Source organism: Pseudoalteromonas sp. UG3-2 (assembly GCF_037120705.1).
Classification (GTDB): Bacteria; Pseudomonadota; Gammaproteobacteria; order Enterobacterales; family Alteromonadaceae; genus Pseudoalteromonas.
In genome coordinates this window covers 1-15,075 of the sequence record NZ_JAWLJU010000002.1, presented here as the reverse complement: position 1 = coordinate 15,075, position 15,075 = coordinate 1, and the positions used below count along the sequence as shown (strand labels likewise).

12 protein-coding genes are annotated in these 15,075 nt (G+C 46.4%); 6 read left to right on the top strand and 6 right to left on the bottom strand.

What is annotated here, in order from left to right; genetic code table 11:
• Window positions 1–125 precede the first annotated feature (125 nt).
• From R3P39_RS03385 to R3P39_RS03375, 3 genes are read right to left on the bottom strand one after another with little or no spacing between them, the layout of a single operon-like run.
• The gene (locus tag R3P39_RS03385; RefSeq protein ID WP_336565635.1) at window positions 126–1,142 is read right to left on the bottom strand and encodes an aspartate-semialdehyde dehydrogenase; all 1,017 of its coding nucleotides are present in this window, start codon (window positions 1,140–1,142) and stop codon (window positions 126–128) included.
• A gap of 45 nt (window positions 1,143–1,187) precedes the next feature.
• Window positions 1,188–2,303, bottom strand: coding sequence for a 4-phosphoerythronate dehydrogenase (locus R3P39_RS03380; RefSeq protein ID WP_336565633.1), 1,116 nt, complete (start codon window positions 2,301–2,303; stop codon window positions 1,188–1,190).
• A gap of 53 nt (window positions 2,304–2,356) precedes the next feature.
• Window positions 2,357–2,674, bottom strand: a complete 318-nt coding sequence (locus tag R3P39_RS03375) for a DUF6419 family natural product biosynthesis protein (RefSeq protein WP_336565632.1) — start codon at window positions 2,672–2,674, stop codon at window positions 2,357–2,359.
• Window positions 2,675–3,221: 547 nt separating this feature from the next.
• Here R3P39_RS03375 and fadE point away from each other — a divergent pair.
• Window positions 3,222–5,675: an acyl-CoA dehydrogenase FadE gene (gene fadE, locus R3P39_RS03370; RefSeq protein WP_336565631.1), complete on the top strand. Its 2,454-nt coding sequence runs from the start codon at window positions 3,222–3,224 to the stop codon at window positions 5,673–5,675.
• Window positions 5,676–5,945: 270 nt separating this feature from the next.
• Here the strand turns inward: fadE and R3P39_RS03365 are convergent, their stop codons facing one another.
• A complete protein-coding gene (locus R3P39_RS03365) occupies window positions 5,946–8,204 on the bottom strand; it encodes a porin (RefSeq protein WP_336565630.1) in 2,259 nt (752 codons plus the stop codon).
• A 158-nt stretch (window positions 8,205–8,362) separates the two neighbouring features.
• Between R3P39_RS03365 and R3P39_RS03360 the strand changes: the two genes are divergently transcribed.
• Window positions 8,363–10,354, top strand: coding sequence for a winged helix-turn-helix domain-containing protein (locus R3P39_RS03360; protein ID WP_336565628.1), 1,992 nt, complete (start codon window positions 8,363–8,365; stop codon window positions 10,352–10,354).
• Here R3P39_RS03360 and R3P39_RS03355 read toward each other — a convergent pair.
• A complete protein-coding gene (locus R3P39_RS03355) occupies window positions 10,344–10,538 on the bottom strand; it encodes a hypothetical protein (protein WP_336565626.1) in 195 nt (64 codons plus the stop codon). The genes R3P39_RS03360 and R3P39_RS03355 overlap by 11 nt on opposite strands.
• Before the next feature lie 198 nt (window positions 10,539–10,736).
• Between R3P39_RS03355 and R3P39_RS03350 the strand changes: the two genes are divergently transcribed.
• From R3P39_RS03350 to R3P39_RS03340, 3 genes are all read left to right on the top strand, one after another.
• Window positions 10,737–11,393, top strand: a complete 657-nt coding sequence (locus R3P39_RS03350; protein WP_336565624.1) for a hypothetical protein — start codon at window positions 10,737–10,739, stop codon at window positions 11,391–11,393.
• Between the two features lie 158 nt (window positions 11,394–11,551).
• Window positions 11,552–12,289 carry a transporter substrate-binding domain-containing protein gene (locus R3P39_RS03345; RefSeq protein ID WP_336565622.1) on the top strand — a complete coding sequence of 246 codons (738 nt, stop codon included), beginning with the start codon at window positions 11,552–11,554 and terminating at the stop codon, window positions 12,287–12,289.
• Between the two features lie 108 nt (window positions 12,290–12,397).
• Complete coding sequence (locus R3P39_RS03340; RefSeq protein ID WP_336565621.1) at window positions 12,398–13,621, top strand: iron-containing alcohol dehydrogenase; 1,224 nt, start codon at window positions 12,398–12,400, stop codon at window positions 13,619–13,621.
• Here the strand turns inward: R3P39_RS03340 and R3P39_RS03335 are convergent.
• On the bottom strand, window positions 13,587–14,303 hold the full coding sequence (locus tag R3P39_RS03335; RefSeq protein WP_336565620.1) for a cytochrome b/b6 domain-containing protein: 717 nt from the start codon (window positions 14,301–14,303) through the stop codon (window positions 13,587–13,589). The genes R3P39_RS03340 and R3P39_RS03335 overlap by 35 nt on opposite strands.
• A gap of 331 nt (window positions 14,304–14,634) precedes the next feature.
• On the opposite strand from R3P39_RS03335, the gene R3P39_RS03330 reads away from it, so the two are divergent.
• Window positions 14,635–15,075, top strand: a 441-nt coding sequence (locus R3P39_RS03330; RefSeq protein ID WP_336565618.1) for a helix-turn-helix transcriptional regulator, incomplete at its 3' end; no start/stop codon positions are given.

Genomic DNA, 15,075 nt, shown 5'->3' with positions numbered 1-15,075 from the left:
GATTGTTATAATGCTTTATGCTGAGAGGGTAAAACGAGATAAGTCATTGTCGAGTCAAGTAATTGACAAAACGGCAAAGTTCTTGGCAGAAATTTGCCGTTTTGTGGTTTTAATGGTCGCGAACGTTATAAATATTGCGCAATTAATGCTTCTGCAATTTGCACGCTATTGGTTGCTGCGCCTTTTCTAGTGTTATCCGACACCACCCAAAGATTCAGTCCCATAGGGTGTGAGATATCTTGTCTTACGCGCCCCACATAAACGGTATCGTTACCGCTGGCGTCCGTTACCGGCGTTGGAAAGTCAGTGTCATCCGCAATCAGCTCAACCCCAGGGGCATCTGCAAGCAGCTGCTTGACGTGCTCTAAATCAAATGGCATCCGTGTTTCTAGGTGAATGGCTTCCGCATGACCAAAGAACACCGGCACTCTAACCGCGGTTGGGTTAACCATCACGCTCGAATCACCTAAGATTTTTTGCGTTTCCCACACCATTTTCATTTCTTCTTTGGTATAGCCATTGTCTTGAAAGGCATCGATTTGCGGGATCACATTGAAGGCGATCTGCTTAGCAAAAATGTCATTTTCCATCGGTCTGGCGTTCATTAAATTTGCGGTTTGCTTAGCCAGCTCATCCACCGCTTCTTTACCGGCACCCGATACCGCTTGATAAGTAGAAACATTGATGCGGTCAATGCCATAGGCATCATAAATCGGCTTAAGCGCCACCATCATTTGAATCGTAGAGCAGTTTGGGTTGGCAATAATGTTACGGTTTCTAAAATCAGCCAAGCTTGACTCATTCACTTCAGGCACCACTAACGGCACGTCAAAGTCGTATCTAAAGTGGGAAGTGTTATCAATCACCACACAACCAGCTTCAGCAGCAATTGGCGCGTACTTTTCAGACACCGAACCGCCCGCAGAAAACAGGCCAATGTGGGCATTAGCAAAGTCAAACTCTGCCACATCGAGTACCGTTACTTTTTCACCCATATAGTCAATTTCTTCACCGGCACTGCGGCTACTTGCTAATGGATAAAGGTTATCGACCGGGAACTTTCGTTCAGCTAATAACTCAATAATTTGCTTGCCAACTAAACCCGTTGCGCCGAGCACCGCCACATTAAACTTTTGCGACATTCTGTTTCCCCATTCTTGGTTACTTTCTTGACTCTGCCAACCTTGTTACTTAGAAAATCCTAAGTCAGCCAATGCTTGGCTAATCGGTGAGTCACTGTTGATCGTTATGGTACTAAATTCTCGTCGCACTGGATACGTTTTACGAAGCTTATCGAAGCCATCTTGAGCCAAATTGGCTTTCATAATGCCATCATCGCGGCGAATATCGTAAACCATGTGCACTAGATTTGTGATGTCTTGCTCGTTGGCGGTTTGTTCTAGCTGGCAGCGGCTAATACTGGGTTTAGGTAAAAAGTCCGTGATCGACTTGTGCGCGGCCAGTCCTAGGGTATTACACAGCGCTTCATAGAGCATCTGGGTGCCACGTGCCTTGCCTTCTAGAGTGTGGCCGGCAATATGCACCGAGGCAAAGCGGGTGTATTGCAGTAGCGGCTCTAAAATATGTGGTTCGTTTTCCCACACATCGAGAATAAGCTCGAGTTGTTGCCCAGACTCCATCGCCTGTAATAGCGCGTTATTGTCAATCACATCACCGCGACTGGCATTGATGATCACCATGCCCGGCTTCAGCGCGGCAATACGCTCGGCATTTAATAGATGAATGGTTTTGCAATCGCCGTTTTTCACCAATGGCACATGAAAAGAGACAATATCCGCTTGTGCCAAAGCCTCATCTAACTCGACATGGTTATCCAAGCTACCATTTTTATGACGCACAGGGTCACACAGCACAACGTTCAGCCCCAATGCGCTTACTTTATCGCGTAATCGAGAGCCAATATTGCCAACCCCAACAATGGCGATGGTTTTACCGCGTAAGCAAGTATTGGTTTGTTGGGCGTACGCCAACAGGCCACTAATTACGTATTCTGCTACGGCAATCGCATTGCAACCTGGGGCGTTACTATACGCAATCTCCTGTTGCTGGAGAAATTCAGTATCAAAATGATCCATGCCAATGGTGGCGGTACCCACAAACTTCAACTGCTTGGCTTGGCTGAGCAGGGTTGAGTTCACCTGAGTGACTGAGCGGGTAAGCAAGACATCTGCTCCAGCCACATCCGCAGCGTTAATTGCACGGCCATCAAACCGCTCCACTTCCCCCATGTCGGCAAAAAATGCCTCCACTAGAGGCATATTTTGATCTGCTAAAATACGCATATTAGTTCCTAAACACTTCACCTAAATAAAGTTTATCATGGCAAAGCAGAGGACTAATAATAAAAGCGTTTGCTACTGGCAGATTTTTCACAGCCAAAGGCGATACCAAAAAACATCACACAAGCAACAAACACCGCAGCGCCTTTAAGACTGAGCCACCCACTGGCATCCATCAAAGGACAAAACATCATCGCCAAGACATTAATAGCACAAAGAAGAAGCGCTGTGCGGGTAAAGGCACGATAACCCAATACCGCCGCCACTAGACCGGAAAAGAGGTTGATAACCACAGCCTCAGGCAACGCATAAAAACACGCCACCATGGCTACAAAAGCAATAAAAATTACACCATAGATCATACTTAGCTGCATCTTGTTTCTCCTTAAACTGAGGCAACTTAAACGGTGGCCTTAGGCAGTAAGCCAGCATAACTGAATACGGTAATACAGACACTCCTTGCCTAGACCGCTTATACCAACTCACTTGGTTACTTGGCCTGTCTGGGCAAGTAACGAAGGCAGATTGGTATTATGTCTTTCAAACACACTTTCAAGCATAGAAACAGCGCCATTATTTGCAAGCGGTTTGCCACATAAAATGTGGCAATTTAGTTTGACGCTGAGTCGATTATTGCGCGTTTTGCTTAAAGACCTGGTTACTCAAAAAGCCAGTTGCCAGCTACACTAATAGGTAACTTCTGTTGGTTATTTAGTCAGTAGCAACGAATATGATCCGACTTAATAAGCCAGACTTATTATAAGTAAGCCGTTGTGCACATTTCTGACCTCTGCTTAAAGGTAAATTTTATGTCATAAAACAATGCAAATTATTTACTTCAAACGCATTAAGATGCTTGAAATAACAGCGTCAACAAGCTAGTCTAACCAGGTGGTCAGACCTCTTATAAGGAAGAAAAACATGACACTAATATTCATCCTCGCTTTGATAGCTCTGCTCAGCGCAGCCAGCTACCATCGCGCTAGCTGGAATACTGCTCTTGGTATTGCAGCCGCAACCATGCTGGTAGGCACCTTCGCCGGTGCTTTTGGCATTATCTCTTGGCTGATCTTTTTGGTCATCGCCATTCCTCTTTCTGTAACTAACATACGTCAGCAATACATTGTTGCGCCGGCATTCAAAGCGTTTAAAAAAGTAACGCCAACCATGTCAGAAACAGAGAAATCAGCCATCGATGCCGGTACCACTTGGTGGGAAGCCGATTTATTCTGTGGTAACCCAAACTGGGATAAGCTTCATCAATTCCCTAAGCCACGCTTAAGTGTCGAAGAGCAAGCGTTTCTTGATGGCCCAGTAGAAGAAGTCTGTGCGATGTTAGATGATTGGGAAGCGACCCATGAGCTTACTGACTTGCCTCAAGAAGTATGGCAATACTTAAAAGACAATAAGTTCTTTGCCATGATCATTAAAAAGCAATACGGTGGTCTGGAATTCTCAGCTTACGCGCAATCGTGTGTGCTGCAAAAGCTAACCAGTAAATCAACCCTGCTTTCTTCTATCGTTGGGGTGCCAAACTCGTTAGGCCCAGGCGAATTACTGCAGCACTATGGTACTGAAGAACAAAAAGATCATTACCTGCCGCGCTTAGCGAATGGTGACGAAATTCCTTGTTTTGCGTTGACTTCACCAGAAGCTGGGTCGGATGCGTCCTCTATTCCTGATTTTGGTGTGGTGTGTAAAGGTCAGTGGCAAGGCGAAGAAGTGTTAGGTATTAACCTAACGTGGAACAAGCGCTACATTACTCTAGCCCCAGTTGCTACGGTACTTGGCTTGGCGTTTAAGCTACGCGATCCAGATGGCCTTTTAGGTGATAAAGAAGAGCTCGGCATTACCTGTGCGTTGATCCCTACCGACACCGATGGGGTTAAGATTGGCCGCCGTCACTTCCCGCTTAACGTGCCATTCCAAAATGGCCCAACTCAAGGCGAAAACGTATTCGTACCACTGGACTTTATCATTGGTGGTGAAAAAATGGCGGGTCAAGGCTGGCGTATGCTGGTTGAGTGTTTGTCTGTGGGCCGTGTTATTACCTTACCGTCGAACTCTGCCGGTGGCATTAAGTCTTTGGCCATTGCCAGTGGTGCCTACAGCCGTATTCGCCGTCAGTTCAAATTACCGATTGGTAAAATGGAAGGGGTTGAAGAAGCGCTTTCTAAGCTGGGTGGTTATGCCTACAGCTCAGACGCTGCAGTGACTATGTCTACCGGTGCCGTGGACTTAGGTGAAAAACCTTCGGTGGTGTCTGCCATTTTGAAATACCACCTTACTGAACAAATGCGCTCTTCCACCATTCATGCGATGGATATTCACGGCGGTAAAGGTATTTGTTTAGGTCCTAACAACTACGTTGGTCGTGGTTACCAAGGTGCACCAATTGCCATCACGGTAGAAGGTGCCAACATCCTTACCCGTAATATGATTATTTACGGTCAAGGTGCAATTCGTTGTCACCCATTTGTACTGGCTGAGCTAGAGGCGTGTTCCATTGCCGACAAGCAAGAAGCATTGGATAGCTTCGATAAGTCGCTGATGGGTCATATTGGCTTTACCATTTCAAACTTAGTCAGAACTAAGTGGCTAGCACTGACGGGTGCACGCTTTACCAAAGTGCCATTCAACGACGAAACAGCTGTCTTCTATCGTAATGCAGCACGCTACAGTGCTTCATTAGCACTGATGTCAGATATTTGCATGGCGGTATTTGGTGGTTCACTAAAACGTAAAGAGCGTATCTCTGCTCGTCTTGGTGACTTACTAAGCTACTTGTATTTGGTTTCTGCAACGCTGAAGCGCTATAACGATGAAGGTCGCCGTAAAGAAGACTTACCGTTTGTGCAGTGGTCATGTCAGGAGCACTTGTATCTATGTCAACGTGCACTGGCTGACTTAATTAACAATATGCCATCTGCAGCATTGCGCGGCCTGTTAAAAGTGTTGCTGTTCCCATTTGGTCGTCCAGTACGTAAGCCTACGGATAAGCTAGAGCATAAAATTGCCAAAATGCTACAAACACCAAATGACTCACGTGAGCGCTTAGCAGCCAATATCTATCTTAAAGATGAGCCGCTTTGCTTACTTGGTAAACAAGAGCAAACACTGAAAGACATTCTTGAGGTGGAGCCTTTGTTTGAAAAAGTCTGCCGTGGTACAGGTAAAAAGCTGCCATTTATGCGTCTTGATGAAGTCGCTGCGATGGGGCTAGAAGCCGGTGTGCTTAGTGATGAAGAAGCCGCGAAATTAAGTGCGGTTGAAGCTAAGCGTTTAGCGGTTATTAATGTCGATGACTTTGACCCAGAAGAGTTGCTCGCAGGCAAAGCTCGCAGCAAAGAGTCAAGCAAAGCCGATGCGGCATAACAGTTTTGCAGCCAGCTGACCAACGGTCACTGGCGCATAATACCATTGTGCTTAATTAAGTGGCCTACTTTGAGGCGAGAAAATCTTGTCGATAGCAAGACAAAAATTTTGCTATTTAGTTATTCTAAATAAAAAATTTTTAACGCAGCTAGCGTCAGATTTAATCCCTCAAATTGTTCAAGTATTAAGTCATAATGGTATCAGCGTGGATATAAAGGTCAGATTACTCTGACCTTTTTTCTTTTGGGCAGACTGCAAATGATGCAGGGGTTAAAACTGATAGCGTACTTTAAAAGTTAATAAGTCTTGCAGCGGCTGCTGCCAGAGATCCACGGCTCCTCCAAACCAGTCTCGATTTCCTACTTGTTGTTGTCCAGTGGCAACAATGTCTTTGCCACCTCGTTGGTATACTAAGAAAATATCGGAATAAGCGCCCATGCGGTAACGTAACTTCAACTGACTGGCAAGTCGGCGGTCATCAAAGCTGGTATCGGCGGCAATAGGGTTTAAGCCGCCGTCAGTGACCTCATAGACTGAGTGGCTTTGCGCTTCTAATACGGTCCACTGTAAGGTGGCACTCAGCTCAAGTCGTTCAGTAATGCGGCCATTGATTTCCAATTTATTGGCAAACTCTTGACGATCATATTCACTGATAACGTTGTGGCGATTTGCCACTAACCAGCCATCGCCATCGCGATAAAAATTACTGAGTTTCAAGTTCCAGTTATAATGTGGCATCCACGTTAAATCTAAAGCGTATTGTTGCGCTTGGCCCGATAGCCCTTCTTGGTCAAACTCCACACTGGCAGCCCAGCTAAAACTGCCAATATATGGGCTTTGATAAAACACCCGCGACTGCCAGCGCTCTGGGGTGGCAAAGGCCTGAGTTTGCCAGCCTAGATTATCCTCAATACCGCGACTATGATGCTCAAGCCGAAGATTCAGCTGACCACCGTTATACAAAAGTAACTGGGCTAAGTAATCTTGCTTATTAAACCGGGTAAGACCTGACTGATTCTGCTCACGGCGCCACGTTAATGACTGCTTTAAACGCGTTACCCAAGCGCCTTGGCCATGACTGGCATACTCGCCATAAAGCTCCTCGACACGCCAATTGTTGCGTTGCATATAACCTAGATCACGGTTATCAAAGCCATCATCAACATCAAAATAGCGTGCCGCGAACTTAGTCTGATCCGAGAGCTGGTAAGCTAAGTCTAGCGAAACGGCATTGCCACGCTGACGTCTCTGTGGCGTATCTATATCCGTTCTTAACCAAGATCCCGCAAAGGACCAAGAATTACTGCGGTATTGACCGTCAAGGGCATAACTTAAGGCGTCTCGCTGCAAAAATGGCCGCTCTGTTTTGGTCGTCAGTGCGCCTACCTGCCAAGCCTTTGCTTGATAATTGGCTCTGCCAGCAAAAAAGCGCTTACCAATGTCTGCTGCAAAGTTATTTTCTGTGACCGCAAAGCCACCAGCCTGAAACGACTTTCCTTTGTGGACAAACCGTAACGCGCCATCGATGGGAGTAGTGGCTAACTCACCGTCGTCACTGGAAGCCCCAATCCTACGGGTGTGGATAAGTTTAGTGTGCTCTAATACTGGTATCTCGAATAGGCTAATATCTTGGGTGAAAAATGGCCGCTTATCGGTTCTTAATGTTTCTACCGCAGAGTAATTAACATCGACATCATCAATATCCACTTGGCCAAAGTCAGGGTTAACAGCCAAACTCAACTTTTGTTGATGCGAAGGCTTATAAAACAAATCAAAGCCAACGTCAGACTGATGCTGCTGCTGGGAACTGGACGTCGAAACCGGAGCAAATTGTGCTTGCTGACTAAAATAAGGGATAAAAGTGAGTTGCGACTGCTGCCCAATGGCTGCTGAGATCCTTGGCATAGTTAAGAAAAAGTCACTGTCGGCGGTAGTGTCTTGGTGGTTGGCATAAATAAAGTTGTTCTTTAATTCATACAGCTGAACTGAAATGGCCAGCTCTGCTAACGCTTCATCATCTCCGGGTTGAAAAGAAACCGTGTGCCAAGGGATCATCATTTCGGTGGTCCAATGGTCATCGCGAATGTGGTTAGCAAACAGCCACTCACCATCCCAATCATAATCCACTTTTAGGTTAGAAGTCAGTACCGCGTCTTGCGAGCCGCCACCTAGAGTGACCGAGAACTGATAAGCACTACTGCCATCGCCGGAAAAATCCACCACCACGCGATTAAAATCCGCCTGCATAAAGCGGTCGTGAATATTAAACTGACGCTTACGCTGGCCTTTCGCTTGCAAATTTTTGATGCCAATATACACCCCATCTTTACCGGCAAAAGCCCAAGCCTTAACCTTATGGTTCGCGTTATTTAGGGTGACAGGCACCACTTGATAAAAGTTCTCAAACTGTGTTGCTAAGCGCCATTGTGGCTCTGTAAGTTGACCATCAATGACAATGTTACTGGCAAGGGCGCCCTGGCTTATTAACGCACCGCTGAGACCCAACCAGAGTATGTGACTATTTTTCATCTTGCTGTTTCCTTTGTATCGATGTCAGCCATTGCAACAAAAAATACTCTGAAAAGATCTGAATTTTTTCTGAATAAACCTGATTTAACCTTTATAAACATTGACTTAATCTGAATAAAAGCTAACTTAAACGCACTAAAGGGAAACTTGAATCAATTATGGCAGTGCAGCAATCACACTATTTCTTCGGTCAGTGGCAGTTTGACAGTGATCAGGATACCTTGACTTCAACCTGTGGAAAGGTAATAAAACTAGAGCCGCAAAGTGCTCGGCTACTGCTGCTGTTACTAAGCCACTCGCAGCAAGTGTTAAATAAGTACTGGTTATGCGAGCAGATCTGGCCAGATACCATTGTTGATCCCAATAGCCTATATCAGTTAATTACTAAATTACGCAAAGTCCTTGAGGATAATCCTCGCTCAGCACTGTACATCAAGACTATTCCAAAAAAGGGCTATCAGTTTATTGCCCCACTTAAGTCACAAGCCGCACCACTGGAAACCGGCTCCTCCTCAGCGCCACCCAGTAGCAAAAAGAATGGCCTTATGATATTGGCAACCACCATGATGGCACTGCTGTGTTTTGGTGCTATTGCCTATTTCAATACTGCTCCTGCAGAGAAACCAATGCTGCAATACCAAACCAGCAACTTAAGTCATGAGTTGGGGTTGGAGTTTGATGTTGATGCCCACCAAAGGCAAAACTTATTAGCTTATGTTAAGGACTTTACTCAGCTCGTCATTGCCAATAAACAAGGCGATAAATTGCGCAGCCACCAATTTGATACTCGTGTGGCGGCTCCAAGCTGGAGCCCAAGCGCCGATAAACTGGCCTTTTGGCAATATCAAGGCAATGGCTGTCAGCTTCACGTGATGACCGCAGCCGGTCAGTTTTACCATAGCTCTCGCCTATTTCGCTGCGAGCTTGGGGTAAAGCCGGTGTGGCAAAACGACGAAGAGCTAATACTGGTGTATGGCCCAAATAAAGCCCGCACAGCGTATATTTATCGCCTTAATAGCCAACAACTGGTAAAACTGCCATTGCAGCTAGCGCGTGGTGAGCAGCTGAAAATGGCCATTCGTGGTTGGGGCAATAAAGTCTATTATTTGGTGCAAACCCAGTCGCGCCAGAGTCGTTTACAGCAATTAGACGGCAGCATTGCCTTGCAATGGCAAAAACCGGTGACCTCAGTGGCATTCGACACTCACCACCAAAGTGTATTGGCCAGCCAACATGGGCAGTTACAACGATATTACCTTGATGGCAGTAGTCAAAGTGTGAAAACCACAGAGCTGGGACTGTTTACCAGCTTCTCTAGCGATGAAAATGGCGACATCTTCGCTGCTCTAGAAAGTTTTCAAGTGAATATTAAAGACCGAGACAACCTACCGCTGTTTTCTAGTTCGAGCATTGACTACTTACCGTTAACCAACAAACTCGGTGAGACCGCCTTTATGTCTCGGCGCAGTGGTGTGTGTGAGGTGTATTTGTACCGCAACGACCAAATCAGTCAGTTGTCATTTCATCAAGGCAACGAGTACGTCCATTTCTTACAGTGGAGTCCGGCACTGAATTACCTCGCTTCAAATCGCGATAGCAAGCTTGTGGTTTACAATAGAAAACGGCCACTGCAACAGTTTGATAGCCAGCTCGAACATGCCGTTGTCAGTATGGGCTGGATTGACGAACAAACCCTCTGGGCCTTTGATGGCAACACACTGAATCAATATAGTCTCTCGGGTGCCTTAATCAGCAGTCAAAGCGTTAATGCCCAGTCAGTATTTTACCACCCACAGCGGCAAACCTGGTTTTTATTACAAGACAATCAACTACTGGAATCAACCACAGTCCTGAGTGCGGCGGAGTCGACACTAAACCGCCACACACTGACACCACAGCAAGCCAATCAGTTTAGTAATCTTAGGATCCGTGGCAACCAAGTGTATTGGCAGTCGACCTGGTCGCAACAAGATTATATTTGGCGGCTAGCGCTAAGCGGCAACCAAGCCCCTACACTGCAGAAAACAGGCCACCTTATCTGGCATTATGATATTGACCCATTGGGTAACCTATTAATAGCCAAAATGGAAAGTGTCGAGGGCGACATTAAAAAGTTAACCCTGCTCCCCAATACCGCCATTACAGATTAAGCAGCACGGTATAGCACACCACCAAGGTACTTAGCCATGCCACGGCTAGCTGTCGCGGGCTCTTTAAGGCTGCCAATATCATTACCGGTAGGAATAAAAAAGGCAGAAATGGCTCAGACTTGGCGGTGTGAGTAAATACACCGGCGTGGTAAAAAGCACAGCGGTCGTCAGTAAGATAAGCCAAAGGCTAAACCGAGCTTGTTTAAGTCGGTCGATGCTTTGCAAAGTGCTTACAGTTTTAAACAGATCCACACAATATCAGTGCATTTAAAAACACCTTGCTCTTGTATTCTAACTTGCAACCAATAAGACCGTGCAGTGGCCGTATTTGCAGGTCTATCGCTATGCCTGACCACCGTAAGATTGATTTAAGGAGAATTTCATGACCTACCGTAACGCCCTAGCCCTGCCCTTGGCAATGATACTCACCGCCTGCTCCTCCGAGGACATTGAGACCGCCAACTTTGGCTCCAGCATCAACAACAACCAATACAACTTGGTGAATGCCAGCCAGTATGAAATTGCATTTCACATGGCCAATACAGAGATCGATGGTGACGAAAGAAACGTTGCCAATGACAAGTACCGTGTAAAAGTGCTTGCTGCAGGAATGGAGCCCAGCCGTATTAGTCATGAGCACAATGTTAATCGTGAAATCAGCTTTTTTGCCAAATCGGTTAATCAGCTGGGATTATCTGAGCGGCGTAAATTTAAAGTCAGTCATGACCAGGACTACCACTTTGTGGTGCAACAAAATAACCGTAACACCCTTGATATTGCCGTGGTTGAACGCCAGCGCAATGATCAAGACAGTGTCTTTAGTTTGCGTATTTTAGCTGCCGCAGACATGACCCTAAGCATTAACGGTGACACCCACCATTTTAATCAAGGTCAGGTAAGTGGCTGGTACCGGATTGATGATTGCAATAGCGATATTTTACTGGAGGGTGAGCCACTAAGCTTATGCCAAGCTTCTTTTGATCGCTCCTATTTAGTTGTGGTCTCAGAGCAAGGGCTACAAGCCCTGGTATTGGAATAAACAGCGCTGACCAATAAGCCTTGCCAAGGCTTGCCACATCAAGCCTTGACCGACCATAGCGGCTAATGGTCACTGTGCGCCACTCCAGTACGATTATCTCGATAAGCCAACGCAGAACATTTGGGTTATACTGATAAAAGCGACCTTAGGAGTGAGTTATGCGTTACTTCATGGGGTGCGTAATAGGGATATTGTCGGTGTTTAGCGCCTTTGCGGCATTGCCTAGCAAAGTTGATATTTACACTGAGCATTTTCCCCCTTATCAAACCAAACAGCAAAACGGCGCCATTGCTGGCTACGCCACCGATATAGTGCGCTTGATCATGTGGGAAGCCCAGCTCAACTACCAAATTTTTATGTTACCTTGGTCACGGGCACAACGATTTGCCGAGCAATCTCGCTATGCCTTACTTTATTCCTTGGCCCGCACCGAAGCTCGCGAGCAAAGCTATATTTGGCTTACCCCCTTGTGTGAAATGCATATTGCTTTTTTTATTCGCCCTGAGCTCGACCTTGAGGAACAAGACTGGCATCTCAATAAAATTAAGCGCCATACGGTGGCAGTGGCCGCTAATCAACCCTCTGAGCAGTTTCTGCTTGAGCGTGGTTTTGAGCCCGATGACAACTTACTGAGCGTTTCCAGTCTCAGTCAAGCTGGCGAGCTTATGCAACGTCAACGCATTGATTTTATTTTCGGTGCGCAACGCTTTGTTGAGCAGCTTGCCAGCAGCATGGGTGTTACCCACTCTTGGCGCAAGGTACTGGTGGCGCCAACATTAAGTAAAACCTTATATTTAACCGCTCACCCCAGTGCCCCTGAAGACTATGTTAAACACCTAAGGCAAGCGGCCCAGCGTGTCTTACCGCAGCAAGAACATGTGTTGGATTGCCAATAACTCGGTCCATTACAGTAATAAAGGTTTGCTAAATCAACAAAAAGCTGGCTACAGTAGAGTTTTGCAGGAAAGTAGGTTGCTGCTGATTATAATAATAGAATATAGACTATGACTTGGCTTTACCGTATTTACCATTGGCTCTTAAAAATGATTGTGATTGTGGTGGGGATCCCCAACCCCCAGCTTTATCGCGGCCGTAAGGGCTTAGCTGTGGCCATTGCCAACTTAGGGCTTAATCGTGGCGATAAGGTATTAGTGGTTACCGATGAGGTATTAATGCGTTTAGCCTTGCACCAAGTCGTGGATGAAGCACTGCAACACGCCAACCTTAACGCCGTTTACTTCAATCAAGTGCTGCCAAACCCAACCATAGATAACGTCGAGTCTGGCCTGAGTGTATACCAGCAACACCACTGCCGTGCCATTATTGCCTTAGGCGGCGGTTCGGTGATGGATTGCGCAAAGCTCATAGGCGCACGAGTAGTAAAGCCCAACAAATCCGTAAAACAGCTTAAAGGGTTGTTTAAAGTGTTAAAGCGCCTTCCTGCTAATATCGCCATTCCCACCACCGCAGGAACGGGCTCCGAAACCACCGTCGCTGCTGTGGTTAACGACCCTGCTGTTGCTGAAAAATACGCTGCCACTGATTTTTGTCTAGTACCCCACCATGCCGTACTGCTACCAGAACTGACTCTCAGTATGCCAGCGCAGATTAAAGCCACCACCGCAATAGACGCCCTCACCCATGCTATTGAAGCCTTGCTGAGCATCAACTGCTTGTCTTTTAGTCGCGCTCTTGCGCTCAGTGCATGCCAAGCCATCTTTACTTACCTACCCAAAGCAATGACAGATAGCCAAGATGAACACGCGGCAGAGGAGCTGTTATTAGCGTCACATTATGCAGGCCAAGCTTTTACTCGTACTTCGGTGGGTTACGTCCATGCTATTTCGCACCAACTCAGTGCCCAGTATGGCCCCCCTCATGGCTTAGCCAATGCGGTGTTGCTGTTGCCAGTTTTACATTGGTATGGGGATGCTATCCACCCCTCCTTGGCTGCCATCGCAGATCATTGCCATATTGGCTCAGCCAATGCTCCCCAACGCCAACGAGCTGAGGCTTTGCTAGCGCACATCGACACCTTGTTAACTGAGCTTAAAATCGTTCGAACCCTGCCAGAGATACAGCCGCAAGACGTTCCCCTGCTGGCGCAGCATGCTTTGAACGAAGCTCATCCCGACTACCCGGTTCCGAAGTTTATGAACGTATCGCAATGCCAAGCCATTATTGCCGGCATAGCTAGTGGCGATGATGGTCTTTCGGCAAATACTTAACGCCATTGATCATTGCCGATACTAAGGCACTGCGTTGGCGTTTCTCCGCGACCACCACGCCAATGATATGCAAGGGGATCAACACTATTAAGGCATAGAAAGTGTACACATGCAAAGTGATAAAAGGACTTCGGAACGCTCGCATTGCTTGATATCCCTCAGGATCAACATTGTCCTTAGAATAGGGCTTAATCAAGTCAACCTGCGTTTTATCTAGCGCCACACTGTGAGCAAAGTAATCACCAAAAGGCGGGTAATAAATATCCGTCCCCGCCAATACTAATCCTGATGTGGCTTGGACGGTCAGCAATAAAAACAGTGCCCCCACCATGAGTTTGCCCAAAGGATTATGACCTTGATACGCCCGCTCAGGGTCTTTTTTAAAGGCGTGTAACTTGGCGGTAAACCCTGGATAAAAAGGCAAGGTTTTACTAAAGCGCTCAAACCCTTTACCAATTAAGCCAAATAACAGCCTGACTAACAGGTTGGCCACAAACACATAGCCCACCAGCACATGCACTGTCTTCAGTAATACTTTTCCGTCACTGCTGACACCAAGCAGCTTAGCATTCAGAATCATAAGGCCAATAACAAGCAGCAGTGTTATAGCAATCACGTTAAGCCAATGAAACACTCGGATCTTTTTACTCCAAACATACACCGCTATTTTTTCATTGCTCATCAGCTATCTCCTCGTTATTAAGGTGACCGGTGTCGTTTACTACCACACACCAATACCTCACCCTTTGGTTTGATAATAACCTTGCCAAGCTGGCTTTTAATTGCGCTAGCTCAACACTTGGTACCATCACTTGAAATGACGCCTGCTGGCAATACCTTTGCCAAACCTACCTGCGCCATGATTGCAACCAGATTCATGGTGAGACAAAGTGGCGACAACCTGGTCAAAATCAGGCTAAACTATGGCAGGTTTTATCGCAGGTGGCATCGGACAAAGGCGTGTTTCGGCTTAGACACATGTCCCATAATTTAAACTAACCTATTGAAATAAAATGAAAGATATTTTTATTGCAATCTTACTTGGCATCATCATGGTGCTTAATTTCTTTGATGTTATCACCGACATCTCTTTAGGGGTGCCGACCTGGCACATCATTGAAGAAAGCTTAATGGTGTGTGCCTCTGCGGTGGGGGTTGTGTTCTTAATTATTGAAATTAAGCGCCGTACTCAGCATATTGAAAAGCTAAAGCTGGAATTAGCTCGCACCGATACCGAGCTTGAGCATATATCGAGCCAAATGAAAGCGGCTCGTAGCCAGTACAGTGAACTTATCTATCAGCAGTTTCACACTTGGCAACTTAGCCAAAGCGAGCAGCAGGTCGCCATGTTACTTTTAAAAGGGTTGAGTTTTCGCGAGATCAGCGCCGTGCGCGACACCAAAGAAAAAACCGTGCGTCAGCAAGCATCGAATATATACAGCAAAGCCCAGGTA

What these genes read in the sequence shown, in the direction of transcription:
- R3P39_RS03360 (WP_336565628.1), top strand. Translation starts at nt 8,363, where the DNA reads ATGGCAGTGCAGCAATCACACTATTTCTTCGGTCAGTGGCAGTTTGAC.
- R3P39_RS03350 (WP_336565624.1), top strand. Translation starts at nt 10,737, where the DNA reads ATGACCTACCGTAACGCCCTAGCCCTGCCCTTGGCAATGATACTCACC.
- R3P39_RS03345 (WP_336565622.1), top strand. Translation starts at nt 11,552, where the DNA reads ATGCGTTACTTCATGGGGTGCGTAATAGGGATATTGTCGGTGTTTAGC.
- R3P39_RS03375 (WP_336565632.1), bottom strand. Translation starts at nt 2,674, where the DNA reads ATGCAGCTAAGTATGATCTATGGTGTAATTTTTATTGCTTTTGTAGCC.
- R3P39_RS03380 (WP_336565633.1), bottom strand. Translation starts at nt 2,303, where the DNA reads ATGCGTATTTTAGCAGATCAAAATATGCCTCTAGTGGAGGCATTTTTT.
- fadE (WP_336565631.1), top strand. Translation starts at nt 3,222, where the DNA reads ATGACACTAATATTCATCCTCGCTTTGATAGCTCTGCTCAGCGCAGCC.
- R3P39_RS03335 (WP_336565620.1), bottom strand. Translation starts at nt 14,303, where the DNA reads ATGAGCAATGAAAAAATAGCGGTGTATGTTTGGAGTAAAAAGATCCGA.
- R3P39_RS03340 (WP_336565621.1), top strand. Translation starts at nt 12,398, where the DNA reads ATGACTTGGCTTTACCGTATTTACCATTGGCTCTTAAAAATGATTGTG.
- R3P39_RS03385 (WP_336565635.1), bottom strand. Translation starts at nt 1,142, where the DNA reads ATGTCGCAAAAGTTTAATGTGGCGGTGCTCGGCGCAACGGGTTTAGTT.
- R3P39_RS03365 (WP_336565630.1), bottom strand. Translation starts at nt 8,204, where the DNA reads ATGAAAAATAGTCACATACTCTGGTTGGGTCTCAGCGGTGCGTTAATA.